The sequence below is a fragment of the Aneurinibacillus sp. REN35 genome (genome assembly GCF_041379945.2).
Taxonomy (GTDB): Bacteria; Bacillota; Bacilli; order Aneurinibacillales; family Aneurinibacillaceae; genus Aneurinibacillus.
In genome coordinates, this window is the sequence record NZ_JBFTXJ020000007.1 from 160,092 (window position 1) to 180,622 (window position 20,531).

At 47.7% G+C, this 20,531-nt stretch carries 18 protein-coding genes; 4 read left to right on the forward strand and 14 right to left on the reverse strand.

Going from position 1 to position 20,531, the window contains the following annotated elements; all coding sequences use genetic code 11:
* Positions 1-16 precede the first annotated feature (16 nt).
* On the reverse strand, positions 17-307 hold the full coding sequence (gene gatC / locus AB3351_RS14760; RefSeq protein WP_371147905.1) for an Asp-tRNA(Asn)/Glu-tRNA(Gln) amidotransferase subunit GatC: 291 nt from the start codon (positions 305-307) through the stop codon (positions 17-19).
* Between the two features lie 283 nt (positions 308-590).
* Between gatC and AB3351_RS14765 the strand changes: the two genes are divergently transcribed.
* On the forward strand, positions 591-2,639 hold the full coding sequence (locus AB3351_RS14765; protein ID WP_371147906.1) for a methyl-accepting chemotaxis protein: 2,049 nt from the start codon (positions 591-593) through the stop codon (positions 2,637-2,639).
* 77 nt (positions 2,640-2,716) lie between these two features.
* Here AB3351_RS14765 and speB read toward each other — a convergent pair whose 3' ends face one another.
* Together speB and AB3351_RS14775 are read right to left on the reverse strand one after the other, a co-directional pair.
* Positions 2,717-3,697: an agmatinase gene (speB, locus tag AB3351_RS14770; RefSeq protein ID WP_371147907.1), complete on the reverse strand. Its 981-nt coding sequence runs from the start codon at positions 3,695-3,697 to the stop codon at positions 2,717-2,719.
* Between the two features lie 162 nt (positions 3,698-3,859).
* Positions 3,860-5,272 (reverse strand): sigma-54 interaction domain-containing protein, encoded by a 1,413-nt coding sequence (locus tag AB3351_RS14775; RefSeq protein WP_371147908.1) that lies wholly within the window; start codon positions 5,270-5,272, stop codon positions 3,860-3,862.
* Positions 5,273-5,459: 187 nt separating this feature from the next.
* On the opposite strand from AB3351_RS14775, the gene AB3351_RS14780 reads away from it, so the two are divergent.
* Positions 5,460-6,869: a sodium:solute symporter family protein gene (locus AB3351_RS14780; RefSeq protein ID WP_371147909.1), complete on the forward strand. Its 1,410-nt coding sequence runs from the start codon at positions 5,460-5,462 to the stop codon at positions 6,867-6,869.
* 73 nt (positions 6,870-6,942) lie between these two features.
* Here AB3351_RS14780 and ligA read toward each other — a convergent pair whose 3' ends face one another.
* From ligA to AB3351_RS14830, 10 genes are all read right to left on the reverse strand, one after another.
* Positions 6,943-8,952 carry an NAD-dependent DNA ligase LigA gene (gene ligA / locus AB3351_RS14785; protein WP_371147910.1) on the reverse strand — a complete coding sequence of 670 codons (2,010 nt, stop codon included), beginning with the start codon at positions 8,950-8,952 and terminating at the stop codon, positions 6,943-6,945.
* Between the two features lie 24 nt (positions 8,953-8,976).
* Complete coding sequence (gene pcrA, locus AB3351_RS14790) at positions 8,977-11,220, reverse strand: DNA helicase PcrA (protein WP_371147911.1); 2,244 nt, start codon at positions 11,218-11,220, stop codon at positions 8,977-8,979.
* 97 nt (positions 11,221-11,317) lie between these two features.
* A complete protein-coding gene (gene pcrB / locus AB3351_RS14795; RefSeq protein ID WP_371147912.1) occupies positions 11,318-12,010 on the reverse strand; it encodes a heptaprenylglyceryl phosphate synthase in 693 nt (230 codons plus the stop codon).
* A 121-nt stretch (positions 12,011-12,131) separates the two neighbouring features.
* Positions 12,132-12,434, reverse strand: coding sequence for a YerC/YecD family TrpR-related protein (locus AB3351_RS14800; RefSeq protein WP_371147913.1), 303 nt, complete (start codon positions 12,432-12,434; stop codon positions 12,132-12,134).
* A 136-nt stretch (positions 12,435-12,570) separates the two neighbouring features.
* The gene (locus tag AB3351_RS14805) at positions 12,571-13,608 is read right to left on the reverse strand and encodes a DUF3048 domain-containing protein (protein ID WP_371147914.1); all 1,038 of its coding nucleotides are present in this window, start codon (positions 13,606-13,608) and stop codon (positions 12,571-12,573) included.
* A 143-nt stretch (positions 13,609-13,751) separates the two neighbouring features.
* Positions 13,752-14,459 carry an ABC transporter ATP-binding protein gene (locus AB3351_RS14810; protein ID WP_371147915.1) on the reverse strand — a complete coding sequence of 236 codons (708 nt, stop codon included), beginning with the start codon at positions 14,457-14,459 and terminating at the stop codon, positions 13,752-13,754.
* On the reverse strand, positions 14,459-15,235 hold the full coding sequence (locus AB3351_RS14815) for an ABC transporter ATP-binding protein (RefSeq protein ID WP_371147916.1): 777 nt from the start codon (positions 15,233-15,235) through the stop codon (positions 14,459-14,461). The genes AB3351_RS14810 and AB3351_RS14815 overlap by 1 nt, the downstream gene beginning before the upstream one ends.
* Positions 15,213-16,184, reverse strand: coding sequence for a branched-chain amino acid ABC transporter permease (locus AB3351_RS14820; RefSeq protein ID WP_371147917.1), 972 nt, complete (start codon positions 16,182-16,184; stop codon positions 15,213-15,215). The genes AB3351_RS14815 and AB3351_RS14820 overlap by 23 nt, the downstream gene beginning before the upstream one ends.
* Positions 16,185-16,193: 9 nt before the next feature.
* Positions 16,194-17,072 carry a branched-chain amino acid ABC transporter permease gene (locus tag AB3351_RS14825; protein ID WP_371147918.1) on the reverse strand — a complete coding sequence of 293 codons (879 nt, stop codon included), beginning with the start codon at positions 17,070-17,072 and terminating at the stop codon, positions 16,194-16,196.
* A 105-nt stretch (positions 17,073-17,177) separates the two neighbouring features.
* Entirely contained in the window at positions 17,178-18,377 is a 1,200-nt protein-coding gene (locus tag AB3351_RS14830; protein ID WP_371147962.1) for an ABC transporter substrate-binding protein, read from the reverse strand.
* A 400-nt stretch (positions 18,378-18,777) separates the two neighbouring features.
* Here AB3351_RS14830 and AB3351_RS14835 point away from each other — a divergent pair, with 400 nt between their 5' ends.
* The gene (locus AB3351_RS14835; RefSeq protein WP_371147919.1) at positions 18,778-19,035 is read left to right on the forward strand and encodes a YgaP family membrane protein; all 258 of its coding nucleotides are present in this window, start codon (positions 18,778-18,780) and stop codon (positions 19,033-19,035) included.
* 22 nt (positions 19,036-19,057) lie between these two features.
* On the forward strand, positions 19,058-19,189 hold the full coding sequence (locus AB3351_RS14840) for an EYxxD motif small membrane protein (protein WP_371147920.1): 132 nt from the start codon (positions 19,058-19,060) through the stop codon (positions 19,187-19,189).
* Between the two features lie 51 nt (positions 19,190-19,240).
* Here the strand turns inward: AB3351_RS14840 and purD are convergent, their stop codons facing one another.
* Positions 19,241-20,524: a phosphoribosylamine--glycine ligase gene (gene purD / locus AB3351_RS14845; protein ID WP_371147963.1), complete on the reverse strand. Its 1,284-nt coding sequence runs from the start codon at positions 20,522-20,524 to the stop codon at positions 19,241-19,243.
* Between the last annotated feature and the right edge of the window lie 7 nt (positions 20,525-20,531).

The following is a 20,531-nucleotide window of genomic DNA, read 5'->3' on the forward strand; positions in this document are numbered from 1 at the left end:
CTAAATCCCCCTTCCTCTATTCCATGACAGCCGGCACTTTGAACTGCCCGTCTTCTTCATCCGGTGCATTGCGCAGCGCTTCTGCACGCTCAACTGACGGACGCACTTCATCATCGCGCATCACATTAGATACGTCGAGCACATGGCTGGTCGGAGGGACTTCACCCGTGTCCAATTCGTTCAATTTACCTGCGAATTCAAGAATGCTATTCAACTGTTCTGTATATTTCACCGCTTCCTCCTCGGTAAGGTTTAAGCGGGCGAGCTTCGCTACATATTCCACTTCATTACGCGAAATTGCGCTCATGGTTCCACCTCCTGGTTCTCCTGGCTTTCTGCCGCCTTGACACGCTCGTTACGAGGCGGACACACCTAGATAAAATCATATCAAAGAAAGCATACAGCCGCAACTGAACGGCCTTGCTTCCTTTTGTCATCTCAGCTATATGAAAACCCTGTTCTTGATTTAGAATATTAAGAAATTAGATACAAATAGAAATTACTAATATAGATAAGATAAAAACCTGCCGATATATAATGATATACTACTAGGCCAAAAGGTCCGATAAGAAAGGTGAGTCTTGCATCCAATGAAATTTCGCAGCATCAAATCGCGTACCCTCGTGTCCTTGCTTCCCACGTTTATCGTCGTTCTCTTGTTCATCACATTGTTCACGTATTTCTATGGCACCGCGCTAATGAGTCGACAGATTGAAGATAAGATGAATGAGCAGCTAAAAAGCCTTAGCTACTCCATTGAGAAAAATCTAGTCGAGCAAAAGAAAATCCCGGAAGTACTTGCTCGCGGTCTGGAACTCTCGTCTTCCTCCTTAACTAAAACGCAATATGAAGCCATACTGAAAAACACACTGAACGCAAACGATGGCACATTTGCTGCCGGTATTTTTTTCGAACCTTATAAACACAGCCAAGATATGAAGTACTTCTCCATGTATGCTTTCCATAAAGAAGGCAAGATTGAAGTGACAGATGAGTTCAATGACCCGACATATGATTATCCAAATAAAGATTGGTATAAATTAGGTAAAGAAAGCAGGCAAACCGCTGTCTACACCGACCCATATCTCGATCCTGTCACCAATGTCTCGATGGTCACTGTAAGCGTTCCCTTTTACAGTACAAGCCGCGAATTCCTTGGCGTGATGACATGCGATATCGATCTGTCCAGCCTGCAGAAGTTCGTCGGCCAGACGAAGGTAGGTGAAACAGGGCATGCCTTCCTCCTCGATGACAAAGGAACATATCTCGTAGATGAAGATACGAGTAAAGTTATGAAGATGAATATCAAGGATGATGCTAACCCTTCACTCGCTCAAGTGTCTTCGCTTCTAAAAACGGAGAAGAAAGGTATGGTTACATACAAAGATGAGCAAGGCATGAATCGGGTCTATTATATGAAGATTCCAGAGAACGCCTGGACACTCGCGCTTGTCATCCCAGAACGTGAAATGTTCGCTCCCATTCAATCTCTTGTCAACGCGCTCATCGTGGCGGCTGTTATTTCTCTTGCGGTAGCCATCGTAATTATCCTGCTGTACAGCCGCTATATTACCGGAAGCATTACACGCGTCAACGAGCTATCAGCCTCGATGTCTGCCGGAGATTTCACGCATCATATTCCGGTTCAGTCAAGAGATGAGTTCGGCCAGATGTTCCATAATTTCAATTCCTTAAATGACACGCTGCGGGGTACACTTGGCCAGATTGCTTCCCATACCCACCAGGTCGCCTCTACGTCCGAGCAATTGACCGCAGGTTCCGAGCAGACGAGCAAGGCAGCGGAACAGATTACCGAATCTATGGTAGAAGTCGCAAGCGGAACCGACCAACAAGCATCTATTGTCGAGGATACGAGATATGTCGTAGCCGAAATTACAGAGGATATAGACCGAATTGCTGAAGGTGTAGAAAAAGTGAATGAACGCTCTATGGTCACTGCCGAAAAAGCGGAGAATGGCAACCGCAACGCCAAAGAAGTTACCGAGCAGATGAATCATATCTACCAGCGAGTCGAAACATTGGCGCAGGCGGTACATTCACTTGGGAAAAAGTCGGAGGAAATCGATCACATTGTCGCTCTTATTACCACTATCTCTGAGCAGACGAATCTGCTGGCACTGAATGCGGCGATTGAAGCAGCCAGAGCGGGCGAACACGGCAGAGGCTTCTCGGTCGTGGCCGATGAAGTACGCAAACTAGCAGAACAGTCCTCCCAATCGGCACACCAAATCAGCGGCCTTATCTCTCAAATCCAGCATGAGATGCGAAGTGCGGTCGAAGTTATGAACGAAACCAATACGGAAGTGAAGCAAGGCATCGCTATGGTAGACAGTGCCTCGGATTCTTTCGAAGATATACTCCAAGCAGCGGAGGAAGTCTTCGCGCATGTAAAAGATGTTACGAGCACCGTTAAACAGATGGATGGAAAGAAAAATAAAATGACAGCGGCCGTCAATCGAATCGCCCACATCTCAGAACAAACGGCGGAATTAACGCAAGAGGTCGCAGCATCAGCCGAAGAACAAAACGCTTCAATGGAAGAAATCGCCTCTGCGTCCCTCACACTTACAAAGATGGCCGAAGAACTGCATGATGTTATGAACAAATTCAAGGTATAACAATGAAAAAAGGGAGGACAGGCAATCATGCCGTCTTCCCCTTTTCTTATTTCCCCAGCAGCGGATGCCTGTTATCGTTACCGGCCCTGCGTCTGCACAGCCGTTTCTTTCCCTGCCTTCTTTTGCAGCGCAAGATGCGTAATGAATTCAAAGATGACATTGGAGGCAGCATTCGCGGTAATTTGTGCATGGTCAAAGGACGGCAGCACCTCTACCAAGTCAAAAGCAACAAAGTTCAAGCCTTCCAATCCTCGCACCAACTGCAGCGCTTCCGTTGTGGTTGCCCCGGCTACTTCAGGCGTACCGGTTCCCGGCGCATATGCCGGGTCGATAAAATCAATATCAAAAGATAAAAAGAGCGGGCCGTCGCCAACACGGCTGCGGATACGTTCGATAACAGCCGGAATCCCCATCTCCTGCAGTTCATGCATCTCAACTACATCAAAACCCATCTTACGCGCATCATCCAAATCGGCCGGCTCATACAATCCACCGCGCATCCCCACTTGAATGCTGCGGCTTGTATCAAGCAGACCTTCTTCATATGCGCGCCGGAATGGAGTGCCATGATTATACTTCTGTCCGAAGTACGAATCCCATGTATCGCTATGCGCATCGAAGTGAACAAGTCCAACCGGTCCGTATTTCTTCGCCACCGCTCGCAGTTCCGCAAGCGTGATAGAATGGTCGCCGCCAATCGTAATAGGCACAACGCCTTTTTCCAAAATCGGCTGCAATCCTTCTTCTATTTTTTGATATGATTCCTGAATGTATCCAGGAACAACAGGCACGTCACCATAATCAACACCGGATAAATAATCGAATACATTAATTTTGCGTACTGGATTGTACGGCCGAAGCAGAATAGAGAAATCACGAACCGCTCCCGGACCAAAACGCGCGCCGACGCGGAATGAAGCCGCCGTATCAAACGGTGCTCCTAAAACGACAAAGTCTACATCTTCTGTTGTCTGAACATGAGGCAGGCGCATAAATGTACGCACGCCGCAAAAGCGTGGGGATTCAAACGAGTCCACCGGTTGATATTTTTTTGTCATGGTGCATTCCTCCAATTTTCTCCCGAATTTTTTCTTCTCAGCCATTTATCAAAGCAATAATCATGCCAATAAATTCAGGAGAATTCTGTACTAAAAAGGGACGGAACGGGACAACCATACAAAAATCAACCTACTATTTGATTCATTTTTGAATTAAACATACTATTCATCCGAGTTTCTACTTTTTTTCCGATACTTTTGTAGCCGGCGCACAACAGAAGGCTGGCTAATTCCTAGATGCTTTGCCATTTCATGCGTTGTTTTGTACTTTCGGTATGCCTTCATCATTACCTGCTCTTCCACACGATCAAGAATGTCCTTTAACGTACCTGTATGCGTAAGCCTAGAAGATTCGACAGCTTCAGCATCTCCGCGCAGCGATTCAGGAAGATGGTGCAGGGAAATTACCGCCTCATCCGTCGTCACCACAAGTCTCTCTATCACATTTTCCACTTCACGTACATTGCCCGGCCAATCATAGCGCAAAAAAGCGTCTACCGCCGATTCATCCAACCGTTTGGTTATGCCGTATTTCTCAGCAAACTGCTTACTAAAGATGCGGATGAGCGGCAGGATATCCTCCCGCCTTTCACGGAGCGAAGGCACCTCAATCGGCACAACATTTAAGCGAAAATATAAATCCTGACGAAACTTCCCCTCGCGCACCATTTCCGCTAAATCCCTGTTTGTTGCAGCAATCAGCCGAAAGTCTACCACCTTTGCTTTTGTACCACCAACCGGTGTAATCTGTTTTTCCTGAATAACCTTAAGCAGCTTGGCCTGAAGGGCAAGGGGCATCTCACCAATCTCATCAAGAAATAACGTGCCTTTATCAGCCAGCTCAATGATTCCCGGTTTGCCGCCCTTACTTGCACCCGTAAAGGAGCCGGAGGTATAGCCGAAAAGTTCGGATTCAAGCAGCCCTTCCGGAATAGCACCGCAGTTAATTTCAATGAACGAACGGGCTTTTCTTTTGCTTTTTCGATGAATCGCTTTTGCTATTACATTTTTCCCCACACCTGATTCTCCAAGCAGAAGAACGGTTGTATCCACTTTCGCAACACGGCTCAGCAGTGCCATTACCTTCTGCATGTGCGGGCTTTCCGCTATAAAACCTGGGATGCGCGTTTCTTTCTCGCGCAGCTCCTCTAGCTCACTTTCATAGCGTTTCACCTGCTCTGTGAGCAATTCGTACTTCTCCTTCAGTGCCATAATTTCAGTCATATCAGTGGAATAGCTAATGACTCTTATGATTTGCTTTTTTTGATTAAACACCGGGTACGCTGTCGCCATGACGACTCGTCCTGTGGGAGTATGCTGAATAATCTCCTGCTTTGTTTTTTGTGCAAGCACACGCATTGTAACAGAGGGGTGGAAAATCTGTTTTTCTTCTAATTCAGCAACGTTTTTCCCACAAAGTTCTTCCGGTTCTACCCCATAGATCTCTTTGCAGTTGTTGCTTACACGAAGCACACGACCTTCCCCATTCGTTACCACAATGTTATCTTTGGAGGTTTCGACGATCGCCTCTAGCTCCTGTAAAGCCTCCTCTATGTTTACTTCCGGCTTTTTCATGGTGAACCTCCTCTCCTAAAACGATACAAAATTGAATCATCATCACCATTTTTATTCAAAAATGAATCAAATTGCAAGTACATCCTTATAAATTCTCACTATTTTTTTGGCATCACTCTTGCAGTTGCAAGATAGTTAAGAAAAGTAAAACATTATGCCGTATAATGTTTTCAATTGGAGGGATGGTATGCATACAGTCGACGTTATTATTATGGTTATTTATTTTCTTGTGTTAATCTTTGTCGGCTTCATCGGAGCAAAAAGAGCCAAAACATCAGAAGATTATATCGTGGCCGGTCGTAATCTGGGCTTCACGATGTATCTGGCTTGCCTGGCCGCTGTTATTCTCGGTGGAGCTTCTACGATTGGAACGACAAGGCTTGGCTACCAGTACGGGGTCTCTGGTATCTGGCTTGTCTTTATGCTTGGTATCGGAATTGTCGGGCTTGGCCTATTTCTGGTTAAGAAAATTTATCACCTAAAAATATTAACCATCAGCGAATTGCTCGAACTGCGATTTAACGCCCATACAAGACTTATTAGTGCGGCTGTCACCGCATTGTATACGATTATGGTTACCGTAACCCAGGTTATCGGAATGGGAACGATTCTAAATGTTCTTGTAGGATGGGATTTAACCTTCTCTATGGTCATCGGCGGCGGCATTGTGCTGTTCTACACGCTGCTTGGCGGTATGTGGTCGGTTACAATGACCGATATTGTACAATTTATTGTTATGACCATCGGTATTTTTCTCATTATGCTTCCGCTTAGCATTTCAAACGCAGGCGGCTGGAGCAATCTACAACAATCGCTGCCCGCTTCTTACTTTGATTTTTCAAGCATTGGCTGGAGTTCGATTCTGTCTTACTTCCTGCTGTTTTGTCTCGGAATGGTGATTGCCCAGGACGTGTGGCAGCGGGTGTTTACAGCGAGAAACCTGCAAATCGCACGCACAGGAACGATCGGAGCTGGCGTGTACAGCTTCTTTTACGCTTTGGCTGTCAGCATTATCGGCATGTGCGCGTTTATCATCCTTCCGGATTTGAAGGACCCGCAAAACGCCTTTGCCGAGATGGCTATAACCATATTGCCGACCGGCCTGCTAGGACTTGTACTGGCGAGTGTAGTGTCAGCTCTGATGTCTACCGCTTCTGGAACGTTGCTCGCCTCTTCTACGCTCATTGTAAATGATATTATCAAGCGCTTTTCCAAAAACGAAATGAGCGAGGCCCGCTTTCTGCTGACATCACGTATTACTACACTGATTATCGGTCTTATCGTTATTGTTTGCGCTATCTGGATTCAGGATGTACTTGTCGCGCTAGATGTGGCCTATGCTGTGCTTTCCGGTTCAGTGTTTCTCCCGATTGTTTTGGGCCTGTTCTGGAAACGAGCCACTGCAAAGGCAGCGTTCTACTCCATTCTTATTAGCGCCATCGTTACTCTTACCGGATTGGCGATGGAAGGGATCACCTCTACGAATCCAATTCTTTATGGACTGGCGTCAAGCCTGATCTCCATCGTGCTCATTTCTTATCTGGATTCATCAAAAGGCTTGCCACAATCAGAGCGATCCGAGGATAAAGTCGGATAACTCGATCCAGACTTTTCTACATGATATGGAAGAAGGGCTGACTCAATAATACGAGCCAGCCCTTCTCTTCCGTTTATTTGTTTACCCACTCAAGAAATGTCTTCTCATCAATCACCTGGATGCCGAGTTCATTCGCCTTGGCAAGCTTGGAGCCAGCCGCTTCACCTGCAACGACAAGATCCGTTTTCTTGCTGACGCTGCCGGATACTTTGCCGCCGTGCGCCTCGATCAACTGCTGGGCTTCCTTACGCGTGATTTCTTCTAGCGTTCCAGTCAGCACGACCGTCTTGCCGGAGAATGGAGAATCCATGTCTACATCTTCGATCCGCAGACCTTTGTATTCCATATTCACACCGGCCTCACGCAGACGGTTCAACGTCTCTGTCACTTCAGGCTTATCGAAATACTTGACTACGCTCTCCGCAATCTTCGTACCAATCTCATGAATGGAGACAATCTCTTCCTCTGTTCCCTGCCGCAGCGCATCCATTGTACCGAAGTGTTGGGCCAGCAGACGAGCCGCTTTCTCGCCGACAAACCGAATGCCAAGTCCGAACAACAGGCGCTCAAGCGAATTGTTCTTGCTCTGCTCAATTGCCTTAAGCATATTATCGACCGATTTCTCGCCCATGCGCTCAAGGGCAAGCAATTGCTCCCGTTCCAAATAGTAAAGGTCAGCCACGCTGTGAATCAGGTCATGCTCGAACAGTTGGGTTATAACCTTCTCACCCACACCATCAATATTCATTGCATTACGTGAAACAAAATGAATAATACCCTCGCGAATCTGTGCCGGACACTGCGGATTGATGCAGCGAAGGGCCACTTCTTCTTCGAGACGTACCAATTCACTGGCACAAGCGGGGCAATGTGTCGGCATATGGTACGGCTGTTCTTCCCCTGTCCGCATTTCCTCTTTTACCGCTACGATTTCCGGGATGATGTCGCCCGCCTTCTTGACCACGACATGGTCACCGATCATGATGCCCTTCTCGCGGATGATGTCTTCATTATGCAAGGATGCACGCTGTACGGTCGTACCAGCCAGGCTAACCGGATCAAGAATTGCGGTTGGCGTCACCGCCCCGGTACGGCCTACCGTAACCTCAATTCCACGCAGAACCGTGACCGACTCTTCGGCCGGAAACTTATAGGCAATCGCCCACCGTGGACTTTTTGCTGTAAAACCTAATTCTTCTTGATAGCCAAGGCGATCCACCTTAACGACAATCCCGTCAATATCATAGGCAAGCTCGCTTCTTCGGTCCTGCCAGCCGACAACGAAGGCAATCACTTCATCGATCCCTTCGCAGATGCGGCGCTCCGGATTTATTTTGAAGTTCAACTCTTCAAGCATCTCCAGCGCGCCGCTATGCGTATCCACCGGCAATACATCTTCGCCTACCATGGAGTACAGAAACGTATCAAGCTGACGTGAGGCCGCAATTTTCGGGTCTAATTGACGTAAGGAACCTGCTGCGGCGTTGCGCGGATTGGCAAACAACGCCTCTTCACGCTCCGCCCGCTCTTTATTTAAGCGTTCAAACGCGCGGCGTGGCATGAACGCTTCCCCGCGAACTTCAATGGTAAGCGGCTTCTTGAGTGTAACCGGGAGCGAACGAATCGTGCGCAGGTTCTGTGTAATCTCTTCACCGACGCGCCCATCTCCCCGGGTAGCCCCCCGCACCAGTCGTCCGTTTTCATAGCGAAGCGAGATGGCCAGCCCATCGATTTTCAGCTCACACATGTAGCGAATTGGCCCTTCTACACCAAGTCCTTGCTTTACTCGGCGATCAAAGTCTCGCAATCCCTGCTCATCGAACGCATTGCCAAGACTGAGCATCGGGATAGAGTGTTCCACTTTCCTAAATGACTCAAGTGGTGTTCCACCCACCCGCTGCGTGGGAGAATCCGGGGTAAGCAGCTCAGGGAACTCGCCCTCAAGCTGAATCAGCTCCTGCATCAGTCTGTCATAGTCATGATCGGAAATTTGCGGTTCGTCTTTCACATGGTACAAGTAATTGTGCCGCTCAATGATTTCCCGCAGCTCCTCTACCCGCTGAATAGCTTCATTTCGATCCATCCTTGTCCCTCGCTTACCTCAAATTTATACTTTCTCGATCGGCGCAAACTTAGCTAATAGCTTCTTTAGGCCTGTTGGATTCGGAAAGGCGATGGTCAGCTCGAGATCCTGGCCGCTGCCCTTTGTCGAGACGACTGTACCTATCCCCCACTTGCCATGCTGTACCTTATCTCCTGCCTTCCAATCTACCGCCTCTGTACTGCGCGCTATACCACCTGCCGCCTGTGTACGCATCGGTACGACACCGCTGCGCGGCGCCTGCGGCTGTGTGCTGGAGTTGTTGTCCATACGCATGGTACGGGCTGCAAGCCGCTGCTGTACGGTGCCTTCCGGCTGGATCAAATGCTCCGGAATTTCTTCGATGAAGCGGGAAGCCGAGTTCATCTTCGTCTGACCGTACAAGGTGCGCATCAGCGCACGTGTTAAGAATAGTTCTTCCTCGGCACGCGTGATTCCTACATACGCAAGACGGCGTTCCTCCTCCATCTCGACTTCTTCAAGCAGTGCGCGCGAATGAGGAAAAATCCCCTCTTCCATTCCGACGAGGAACACCATCGGGAATTCCAGCCCTTTTGCGCTGTGCAGCGTCATCAAAGCCACCGAATTGCCTCGGTCTTCCTCCGATTCATCCAACTTATCAATATCGGCCACCAATGCAAGGTCAGTAAGAAAGGCTACTAATGTCTTGTCTTCACTCGCTCGCTCGAACTCCATCGTTACCGATAAAAACTCTTCAATATTCTCAATGCGACTGCGGGCTTCAAGTGTCCCTTCACGCCGCAATTCCTCGCGGTATTCCGTACGCTTTAGCACCTCTTCCGCAAGTTCTGTTACTCCAAGGTATTCCTGCATGCTTTCTAACTCAGCAATCATACGTGCGAACTTCACGATCGCGTCAGTAAAGCGGGCAGAGAGTCCGATCTGATCCGCTTCCTGGATCGCCCTATACATCGAAATCCCCTGCTGAGCCGCATATGTCGCGATTTTTTCCACGGTTCCCGCACCAATGCCACGCTTCGGTACATTAATAATCCGGGTTAGGCTCAAGTCATCGTCCGGATTGGAGATGAGGCGCAGATACGCCAGCATGTCTTTAATCTCCTTACGGTCATAGAACTTCGTACCACCGACAATGTTGTACGGAATGCCTGACTTGACGAATACTTCCTCTATAACACGGGACTGTGCGTTCGTGCGGTATAGAATCGCAATCTCACGGTAGCTGCGTCCGGCCTGTATCGCTTTTTGAATCTGGTCTACAACGTAATATGCCTCGGAATGCTCGCTGTCTGCCGTATAGTAGCGGATGATGGCACCCTCATCATTATCGGTCCACAGGTTTTTTGGCTTGCGTCCCGCATTGTTGCTGATGACCTTGTTGGCCGCTTCCAGAATTTTTTTGGTGGAGCGATAGTTCTGCTCCAGCAAGATGGTTCGTGCGTTCGGATAGTCCTTTTCAAAGTTGAGGATGTTCGTAATATCCGCGCCGCGCCAGCGGTAGATGGATTGATCCGAGTCACCGACCACGCAGATATTTTTGTGGCCGGCCGCCAGCTTTTTAACCAACATGTACTGTGCACGGTTCGTATCCTGGTACTCATCCACATGCACATAACGGAATTTTTTCTGATAGAAGGCCAGTACTTCCGGTTCATCCTCAAATAGCTGAATCGTCTTCATGATCAGATCATCAAAATCAAGCGAATTGTTGCTCTTCAGCTTCTTCTGATAGAGGGTATATACCTTCTGAGCGACCTGCTCAATCGGCCCAAGGATCATATTGCCGTATTGTTCAGGCGTTTTTAATTCGTTTTTTGCATTGCTGATGAAGCCTAGCACTGCGCGCGGATCGTATTTTTTGGGGTCGATGTTCAACTCTTTTAAACATTGCTTCACAACGGAGATCTGATCACCGGAGTCAAGAATGGTAAAGTTGCGGCTGTAGCCAATCCGGTCAATGTCCCGGCGCAAAATGCGCACGCACATGGAGTGGAACGTTGAAATCCAGATATCCTCGGCGTCGGGGCCGGTAATCATTGAGATCCGGTCCTTCATCTCACGAGCAGCTTTATTCGTAAAAGTAATGGCCAAAATGCTCCATGGCGCTACTTTCTTCTCATCTAATAAATACGCGATCCGCTGTGTCAGCACCCGCGTCTTTCCGCTTCCCGCACCCGCCAAAATCAAAAGCGGGCCGTCCGTCGCCAATACGGCTTCCTTCTGCTGTGGGTTCAATCCCTTCAGCGCATCTTCCCTATTTATAAACAAGGCGGATCACTCCTTTCCCATACAAGCATTACCTTGTCATTATAGCAAACATTCATTCCTATTTGGCTGCAGATTTCTTCTCCAAATTCCGACGTGCCTATCGCTCTGTTGACTTGACTGCCTCCACGGTAACCAGCGCCTGAGCAAGATCCTCATACACGATATTGCCGACAACGACCGTGTCCGCGTACTTCGCCATTTCCTTCGCCTGCTCCACGCTGCGGATGCCGCCACCGTAGAAGATGCGGCTGTTATGTACGACCTTCTGGGCTGCCTGCACAAGCTTTGGATCGCCATATATGCCGCTGTATTCGATATAAAGAATCGGAAGCTTTAACATCTGATCCGCTAAGCGGGCATACGCCTTCATCTTCTCTTCTTCAAGGTCGGAGCGGCTCTCTGTCAGCTTCGCCACCGTCGAGTCTTTATTTCCCACTACGTATCCTTCCACAAATACCTCGTCCCACTTAATAAATGGGCCGTGCTCTTGTAAGCCCTTCATATGCGCGTTAAAAATCCATTCAGGGTTCTGTGCATTCAGTACAAGTGGAATAAAATATGCATCAAATCCCGGTACAATCGCATCCACATGGGATACTTCCAATACGCACGGTACCACATACCGGCGAATCCGGCTTAAAAGATCAATCGTATTATCAAACGTCACATTTGTCGTGCCGCCGACAATTACCGCATCTGTGCCAGACTCGCAGATGGCTTCGAGCGCCGCGTCATCAATCTCCTTATCCGGGTCTAACTTAAACACATGCCGCCATTCCGCTATATTCATCGCATACATCCTTTCTCTCCAAATAAAAAATAACACTTTTATTTATCAATACCAACAAGTGTAAGGAAATATAAAACACCTGTCTTCCAGTCTTGCCTGAAAAACAGGTGTGTATCGCTTTCTATGCTTTTTCTTTGTCGCTCATCCGATCAAGCGCAGCCATATAGCCGCCGTTTCCGTAGTTCAGGCAGCGCTTCACACGTGAGATGGTCGCCGTGCTTGCGCCCGTTTCTTCTTCAATCTGGCTGTATGTCTGCTTATCACGCAGCATACGCGCTACTTCCAAACGCTGCGCCATTGATTTCATCTCGTTGACCGTACATAAATCATCAAAGAATAAATAACAATCTTCCATCGAATCCAGCGAAAGAATCGCTTCAAAAAGCTGTTCTAGCTCTTTGCCCTTGATCTTATCTAACTGCACCGACTTCCCCTCCGTTCTCGGCACACTACTCTTTAAGCAAGTACCGCTTTACATTATTTAAGAAGTAAAGCATGCGCTATTTTTATAATATGAAATTCGGTGAAGTTTGACAAGGAAAACGTTTTCTACTACAAAGCTACTTAAACGTTAGATGGTCAGCAAACGTTGGTGTCGTAGGCACAATGTTTACCCATGTCGTACCACGATAGAATGGCACCTCTTCTCCATTCTGATATACGCGGATCATCCCTTCCTTACGCTCCCATGTAACAGCAAGCGCCTGTCCATGCTGAAAAAGGTATCCTTTGCCCGGACCCATCGTATCAATCTCCAAGCGGCCCTCGCTATCAAGCGTTCTGTGGCGGGCAGCAATGACCAATACATTCGTTGCAGTAAGCTGCTTACCGCTCTCCTTGTCCATATGCGGCTTGTCTGCCGTAAAACGCTTATACAGCTTCGTCTCCGAATCATATTCATAGCCTGCCGTATTCCGCTTTGAATAATTGATGCTGACTTTTGTTCCTGGCTCCCCCTGTACTTCTTCACCTTCTTGCTTGAAACGAATTACAGGGATTTCACCGCCGACTGCATAGCCTTTTTCTGCAGCACCTTTACGCAGCTTCTCAATACTCGTGTACAGATTATGCGGTGCTTTCCGCGACTTATCACGCCAGTATGCTTTTGGATAGGCATAAATCTCATCAAGGTCAGCATAATCACCCTTGCGAATGATGCTTAAGGCGGCTACGCTCCCACCTGCATGGGAGAAAATCGCATCAAAGCCTTGTCCGATCTCGATATTATACGGACGAATGCTTCGAACCGGACCAACCACCTCAGGCGCCTGACTTTGATAGAATGCCATAAACCGTGTAATCAGACCCTCCTCCAGCATTTCATATACGACATCCGCTTTATCCAAACCGGATTGAGGCCGTGCTTTGGAATGATTATTGACCATGACCATCACAACCCGGTCAGTGCTCTCCTTATCCACCGGAAGCCCCGTAAGTGGGGCCGTAATAACCGGCGCCTGATTCTGCGTTTTCTGTACTGGCACAGCCTCCTCCCCTCCAGCAGGAGCAGGTTCGGGTGCTGCTTGCTTACCACATCCAACCGCAGTCACCGAAAGTGCCGCAGCCAGCAGAACGGCTGCCATTTTTTTGTATCTCATACTTTTCCCTCACTCTCGTACTCTCTTTGTTTGCGAAAAAAACCGCCTTCCTATTTATTATGTCGGAAGACGGCCTATCATACTCTATAGTAATCGACTTTTCTTTCTTACTACTCTATTACTTTTTTTGTAATTATGACAGCTTAGTGTCCGCCCAAGTACGCCATCTTCACCTGATCGCTAGCATTGAGCTCTTCCGATGTACCGGAAAGCACGACGCGACCTGTCTCAATAACATACGCCCGATCGGCGATAGAAAGCGCCATGTTGGCATTTTGTTCAACAAGCAGAATCGTTGTGCCTGTCTGATTGATCTCTTCGATAATGCGGAAGATGGTTTTGACAAGCAGCGGTGCAAGACCCATCGAAGGCTCATCCAGCAGCAACAGCTTCGGCCGTGCCATCAATGCCCTCCCCATCGCCAGCATCTGCTGCTCCCCGCCTGATAATGTCCCGGACAACTGCTTACGCCGCTCAAGCAGACGTGGAAACAATTCATACACCTTCTCAAAATCTTGGCGGATGCCGTCTTTGTCGCGTCGAAGAAACGCACCCAGCTCCAGGTTTTCCTCTACTGTCATATTGGCGAATACACGTCGTCCTTCCGGCACATGCGAAATCCCCTGTTTTACAATCGCCTGAGCCGCTTTGCCTGCAATGGATTGGCCTAAATAATTGATGCTGCCCTGCTTTGGTTTAAGCAAACCGGAGATTGCTTTGAGCAGCGTGCTCTTACCCGCACCGTTTGCCCCAATGAGGGTAACGATCTCGCCTTGATTGATTTCAAGCGATACACCTTTCAACGCTTGGATATTGCCATAATATACGTTAATCTCATCTACTTTTAACATCAGGAGACCTCCTCGCCGAGATACGCTTCAATAACTTTCGGGTTGTTTCTAATCTCTTCCGGCGCTCCCTGTGCGATCAACTGCCCGTGGTCAAGCACGTAAATCCGCTCACACACACCCATAACCAGCGGCATATCATGCTCGATAAGCAGAATGGTCAGATTAAACTCTTTACGAATAAATGCAATCAGCTCCATCAATTCATGCGTCTCCTGCGGATTCATACCAGCCGCCGGTTCATCGAGCAGCAAAAGCTTCGGATGCGCCGCCAGTGCACGCGCAATCTCCAATCTGCGCTGCTGTCCATATGGAAGGTTTTTCGCCATTTCATGCTTGAGACCATCTAGCTTAAAGATTTTTAGAAACTCTATCGCCTTCTCTTCCATTTCTTTTTCTCCCGAGAAATGAGAGGGAAGCCGAAGGATCGAGCTTAAAATCGTATGCTTAGAAATGGAATGATACGCAACCTTTACATTATCAAGGACCGATAGTTCTCCGAACAGGCGAATATTCTGAAACGTACGGCTAATGCCCTTGCGTGTAATCTGATATGGGGCGCAGCCGTTCAGCCGTTCACCATTAAGCATGATCTGTCCTTCTGTCGGCACGTATACACCTGTGAGCAGGTTAAAGAATGTCGTCTTGCCTGCGCCGTTCGGTCCGATGAGTCCGATCAGCTCACCCGGGTATAGTTCAGCATTGACGCTTGATACAGCTTTCAATCCGCCGAACTGAATGCCAACGCCGTCTACTTTAAGCAGCGGTGTGTTTGCCATCCGACTCTCCTCCTTCCATGCCCTTGCGCTTCTTGGTGAAGAACTGCGTAATCTCCTTGGTTCCCATTAATCCCTGCGGACGGTACAGCATCATAATGATCAGCACCAGACTATAGATAATCATCCGCGTCTCAGGATAATCCTGCAGGAACGTCGAGATAATGGTCAAAAGAATGGCCGAGATGACGGCGCCTGACATACTTCCCAATCCACCCAATACGACGAAGATAAGGATATCGAACGATTTTAAGAAACCGAAGTTCGTCGGCTGAATAATATAGAAGTTGTGGGCATACAAACCGCCCGCAACTCCTGCAAAAAACGAACCGAGGGCAAAAGCCATAACTTTATAATACGTTGTATTGATTCCCATAGCGTCAGCTGCAATCTCATTCTCTCGAACAGAAATACATGCGCGGCCATGAGTCGAATTCGTAAAGTTCACAATGACAATAATTGTAATGAGCATGCAGACAAAAAGCGTTGTCCAGTCTGTCATATGAGAGACCTGCATACCGCTGGCTCCGCCCACATAATCAATGTTCAAGAATGTAATCCGAATAATTTCCCCGAATCCTAATGTCGCAATCGCCAGGTAATCGCCCTTTAGACGAAGGCTGGGAATCCCGATAAGCAGACCGGCGAGCGCAGCCGCAACTCCCCCCATAACTAAACCGAGACTAAACGGCAGCTGCAGTTTCATTGTAAAGATGGCTGAGACATAAGCCCCTACCGCCAGAAATCCAGCATGCCCAATCGAGAATTGACCGGTAATCCCAATAATTAAGTGCAGACTTACTGCCAAAATAATATTGATGCATATGAAATACAGCGTATTCTCATAAAACTTGTTCAGTACAGAGGTAGATAATAGCACCTCTACAATAGCGTAAAATCCGACAGCCAGGAGAATGGATAACCAAAAACCTTTTGTACGTTTTTGCTTCATTTCTCTCACCTACACTTTCTCCCTGATGTTCTTGCCAAAAAGTCCGGATGGCTTGAAGATCAGAATGAGAATAAGGACAATAAAAGCAACGCCATCTCTCCATAAGGAGTAGCCGACAGCACTTACCAACGCCTCTATAACACCAAGGACAAGTCCGCCCACCATGGCCCCAGGAATGATACCAATTCCGCCAAGCACAGCAGCAACGAACGCTTTCAGCCCCGGAATGATTCCCATGAGCGGTTCAATCTTCACGTAATAAATACCAAAAATAACACCGGCAGCACCAGCAAGTGCCGAACCGATCGCAAATGTCGCAGAAATCGTATTGTCTACGTTAATTCCCATTAAGCGAGCCGCATCCGCATCGTATGAAACCGCTCGCATTGCTTTCCCTGTCTTTGTTTTATGAACGATAAATTGCAGAATAATCATAAGCGCAAGTGATACACCAAGAATAAGAATAGACTGGCTGTTAATCGTGATACCAAAAATATCGAAGGTCTTGCTTGGCAGCACACTGTTCGGATATGCCTCTGGCTGCGCTCCTCTTACATAAATCGTGCCGTATTCAATAAGAAGCGAAACACCGATTGCCGTAATAAGCGCGGCAATTCTTGTTGCGTTTCGCAGTGGCTTATACGCGATCCGCTCGATTAACACACCAAAAATGGCGCACGTTGTCATAGCCAACAGCAAGGCTGGGAAAAAGCTTACTTCCATCACCGTTATGGAATAAAACCCTACAAAAGCTCCAATCATGAACACATCGCCATGCGCGAAGTTAATGAGCTTAATAATCCCGTATACCATCGTATAGCCAAGAGCAATCAGTGCATATATACTTCCAAGCGAAATACCGTTAATAAGCTGTTGAACAATTTCCATAGCTGTACTCCCCCCGGATTGCACTTTCACGCAATACTGCGGTAATGCATCCCATAAAATTCGGAATGGGGGGCATGCCCCCCATCCTCATGTCTTACTTTGTATTTACGGATTTACTTTCGCAGCGAATTTCGCTGTACCGTTTTCGTATTTTAGAATCGTTGCTGCTTTAATCGGATTGTGCTGCTCATCCACTGTGAATTTACCGGATACAAGCGAGAGATCTTTTGTTTGAGCCAGCGCGTCTTTAATCTTCACCGGATCTAGGTCACCCGCGCGCTTCAATCCGTCTGCTAGGAAGTATACAGAGTCATAACCTAACGCGTTAAAACCGTTTGGTGCTTTGCCTTGATATTTGTCTTGGAATGCTTTAACGAATTCTTTGATTTTCGGATCTGGATCATCCGATGCGTAGTGAGCAATCGTATACGCATTGTTCAGTGCGTCTTTTCCAGCTAGGTCAGCCAGCGTCGGGGAATCCCAACCGTCTCCACCCATAAGCGCTGCTTTGATGCCCATCTCACGCGCCTGCTTAATGATCAGGCCAACTTCTTCATAATAGCCAGGGATGAAAATAAAGTCAGGGTTTGCTGCCTTGATACGCGTCAGTGTAGCGCGGAAATCCGTATCTTTTGCGATGTACGCTTCCTTCGCCACTACCTTGCCGCCATTCTCTGTAAACGTTTTCTCAAATGATGCTGCCAAGCCTTTGGAGTAGTCGCTTGCACTATCTAAAAAGATTGCAGCATTCTTTACTTTCAATTCTTTTGCAGCAAAGTTGGCTGCTACTGTGCCTTGGAATGGATCGATAAAGCATGTACGGAACATGTATTCCTGCAGTTTACCGTCTTTGCTCACCGTAATTTCGGCGTTCGTTCCGGATGGCGTAATAACTACGGTTTTGTTATCTGTAGCAATCTGCGCTTCCGCAATTACAGCGCCGCTGGTAGCCGGCCCGATAATCGCTGTTACTTTCTCCTGGCTTGTCAGCTTGATTGCCGCATTGGTTGACTCAGCAGCATCAGATTTGTTATCCACCTTCACCACTTCAAGTTTCTTTCCGTTAACTCCGCCGTTTTTGTTGATTTCTTCAACAGCAAGATCAATACCTTGACCGGCTGATTGACCATACGAAGCCGTTCCACCGGAAAGCTCAAGGTTCGCACCAATCTTAATTGTATCTCCCGCCACTGCCTGTCCACCTGATGAGGCTGTGCTTGTATCTTTGGCACCACCGCAACCTGCGATCATTCCAGCAGACAGCATCAATGTAAGTAAAATGCCTGTTACTTTTCTTTTCTTCATCATGTAACCCCCATTTTTGTATAAAGTATTCTTTCTCTGCGCAACTTTCTCTTTGCCTTGTCTTTGTTTATATCCCCCCTATGCATCACGCCTAATTTACCTGATCAATAAAATTATTTCTAACAAATCCATTATTCTGAAAATATTCTACCTTATTATTCAGAATCCGTCTAGTAATATAGTATTTTGTTTTTAAAAAAACTATAACTTTTTACACGAATAAATTTATCCTAGTAAAATTCTGATAAGTCTGCCTAATTATCACCATATTATGGCTCCTAGTCCTTGATGATTCATCTATTTTCCAGTGAAATATCATCAGCATCATGCATATTCCAGTTTTCTTTCCGCATGATAAAAACGAGATACGCAAGCTTTTTTATGCAGGAGGAAAATCGTCATGAAAAAAAATGTTGGAACATCTGATGCCTTCATCCGTATTACGCTTGGTCTTATCGGACTCTCATACAGCATCGCGCGCATGGTACGCTGTCCATACCGTAATTCCTCTTTATTGATCGGTGTGCTAAGCGCAATGAAGGTGGCGGAAGGTCTTACCCGTTTCTGTCCGCTATTCGCTATGTTTGGTATGAATACCGCAAACGGAAACACAAAACGCCCGTATCGCATCTATAGTTATCCGCGCCGCTGCAGGTAATGCTTGAAAGGAGGGCGCCAGGATGGATCGATTGATGTGGGAGGTTGTCAGCGACAATCTCTATGTAATTCTAACCGTCGCTGCCTCTGTTATTATCGTGGTCTATATGTGGGCCAAATATAACAGCAAGTCCCGTAGTCGTTATAAGTCATAAGAAAAAGGGAAAAGGCACATGCCTTTTCCCCTACTTTTCGTTCCGTATCCATTATCTTGTGTTCTTTTCTGCTTTTTGCAGCGCTTTTGCACCAATATCTGTGCGGTAATGCGCACCTGTAAAAGAAATCTGTCCGAGTGTTTCATATGCTTTGCGCTGGGCTTCATACAAATCGCTTCCCATCGCGGTTACACCAAGCACACGCCCGCCGCTTGTTACGATGCGTCCATCCTCCTCGGCTGTTCCTGCGTGAAATACGATGGCTTCTTCTGTATTTGCAGGCAATCCTGTAATTTCACGTCCTCTCGGATAGGAGCCAGGATACCCTTCGGAGGCCATCACAACACAGACCGCTGCATCCTGCTTCCACTCTACGCGGCATTCCGCCAATTTCCCTGTAGTAGCGGAAAGAAAAATTTCGGCAAGATCACTGGCAAGGCGCGGAAGAACGACCTGTGTTTCCGGATCGCCAAAACGGGCATTGTATTCAATAACCTTCGGCCCTTTTTCCGTGATCATTAATCCAGTGTATAAAATCCCCCGGAACGGACGACCTTCCGCTACCATGGCTTTGGCTGTCGGTATCACAATGGTATCGATGGCCTGCTGCACAATAGCGTGATCCATATGAGGCACTGGAGAGTATGTACCCATCCCGCCTGTATTCGGACCTTTGTCCCCATCAAATGCCGGTTTGTGGTCTTGCGAAGGCACCATTGGAATAACGGTAGTTCCATCTACAAATGACAGAAGCGTCATCTCTTCTCCTGCCAGATATTCTTCAATGACTACACGTGAGGCAGCGCTGCCAAACACATCGTCCACCATCATGGCATGAAGGGCTTCTTCGGCTTCCTTAATGGTAAGCGCTACGGTAACCCCTTTTCCCGCCGCCAGACCGTCGGCTTTGATAACGATAGGTGCACCCTGCTCACGCACATAAGTGAGAGCGTCTTTATATGCAGTAAAGGATCGGTAGGCACCAGTCGGAATCTTATATTTCTCCATCAGGTCTTTGGCAAATGTCTTGCTGCCTTCAATAAGTGCAGCCTCCTTCTTCGGTCCGAAGATTGTAAGCTTACGTGACTCAAAGAAATCGACAATACCGTTCAACAGCGGCTCTTCCGGGCCTACAACCGTCAATGCAACGCCTTCTTTTTCCACGAAGGCAGCCAGTTCCTCAAAGTCATTCACACCTATCGAGATGCATTCAGCCAACTGTGCAATACCGGCATTGCCAGGTGCACAGTACACCTGTGATACATTCGGGCTTTGCGCAAGCTTCCATACGAGGGCATGCTCACGTCCGCCGCCTCCCACAACGAGTACCTTCATCATCCAT

Excerpts from the sequence above, each read along its gene's own strand:
- AB3351_RS14775 (WP_371147908.1), bottom strand. The coding sequence starts at position 5,272 with ATGAAAAAGCCGGAAGTAAACATAGAGGAGGCTTTACAGGAGCTAGAG.
- AB3351_RS14765 (WP_371147906.1), top strand. The coding sequence starts at position 591 with ATGAAATTTCGCAGCATCAAATCGCGTACCCTCGTGTCCTTGCTTCCC.
- speB (WP_371147907.1), bottom strand. The coding sequence starts at position 3,697 with ATGACAAAAAAATATCAACCGGTGGACTCGTTTGAATCCCCACGCTTT.
- AB3351_RS14815 (WP_371147916.1), bottom strand. The coding sequence starts at position 15,235 with ATGGCAAACACACCGCTGCTTAAAGTAGACGGCGTTGGCATTCAGTTC.
- AB3351_RS14780 (WP_371147909.1), top strand. The coding sequence starts at position 5,460 with ATGCATACAGTCGACGTTATTATTATGGTTATTTATTTTCTTGTGTTA.
- AB3351_RS14825 (WP_371147918.1), bottom strand. The coding sequence starts at position 17,072 with ATGGAAATTGTTCAACAGCTTATTAACGGTATTTCGCTTGGAAGTATA.
- ligA (WP_371147910.1), bottom strand. The coding sequence starts at position 8,952 with ATGGATCGAAATGAAGCTATTCAGCGGGTAGAGGAGCTGCGGGAAATC.
- gatC (WP_371147905.1), bottom strand. The coding sequence starts at position 307 with ATGAGCGCAATTTCGCGTAATGAAGTGGAATATGTAGCGAAGCTCGCC.
- pcrB (WP_371147912.1), bottom strand. The coding sequence starts at position 12,010 with ATGAATATAGCGGAATGGCGGCATGTGTTTAAGTTAGACCCGGATAAG.
- purD (WP_371147963.1), bottom strand. The coding sequence starts at position 20,524 with ATGAAGGTACTCGTTGTGGGAGGCGGCGGACGTGAGCATGCCCTCGTA.
- AB3351_RS14835 (WP_371147919.1), top strand. The coding sequence starts at position 18,778 with ATGAAAAAAAATGTTGGAACATCTGATGCCTTCATCCGTATTACGCTT.
- AB3351_RS14805 (WP_371147914.1), bottom strand. The coding sequence starts at position 13,608 with ATGAGATACAAAAAAATGGCAGCCGTTCTGCTGGCTGCGGCACTTTCG.
- AB3351_RS14840 (WP_371147920.1), top strand. The coding sequence starts at position 19,058 with ATGGATCGATTGATGTGGGAGGTTGTCAGCGACAATCTCTATGTAATT.
- AB3351_RS14810 (WP_371147915.1), bottom strand. The coding sequence starts at position 14,459 with ATGTTAAAAGTAGATGAGATTAACGTATATTATGGCAATATCCAAGCG.
- AB3351_RS14820 (WP_371147917.1), bottom strand. The coding sequence starts at position 16,184 with ATGAAGCAAAAACGTACAAAAGGTTTTTGGTTATCCATTCTCCTGGCT.
- AB3351_RS14830 (WP_371147962.1), bottom strand. The coding sequence starts at position 18,377 with ATGAAGAAAAGAAAAGTAACAGGCATTTTACTTACATTGATGCTGTCT.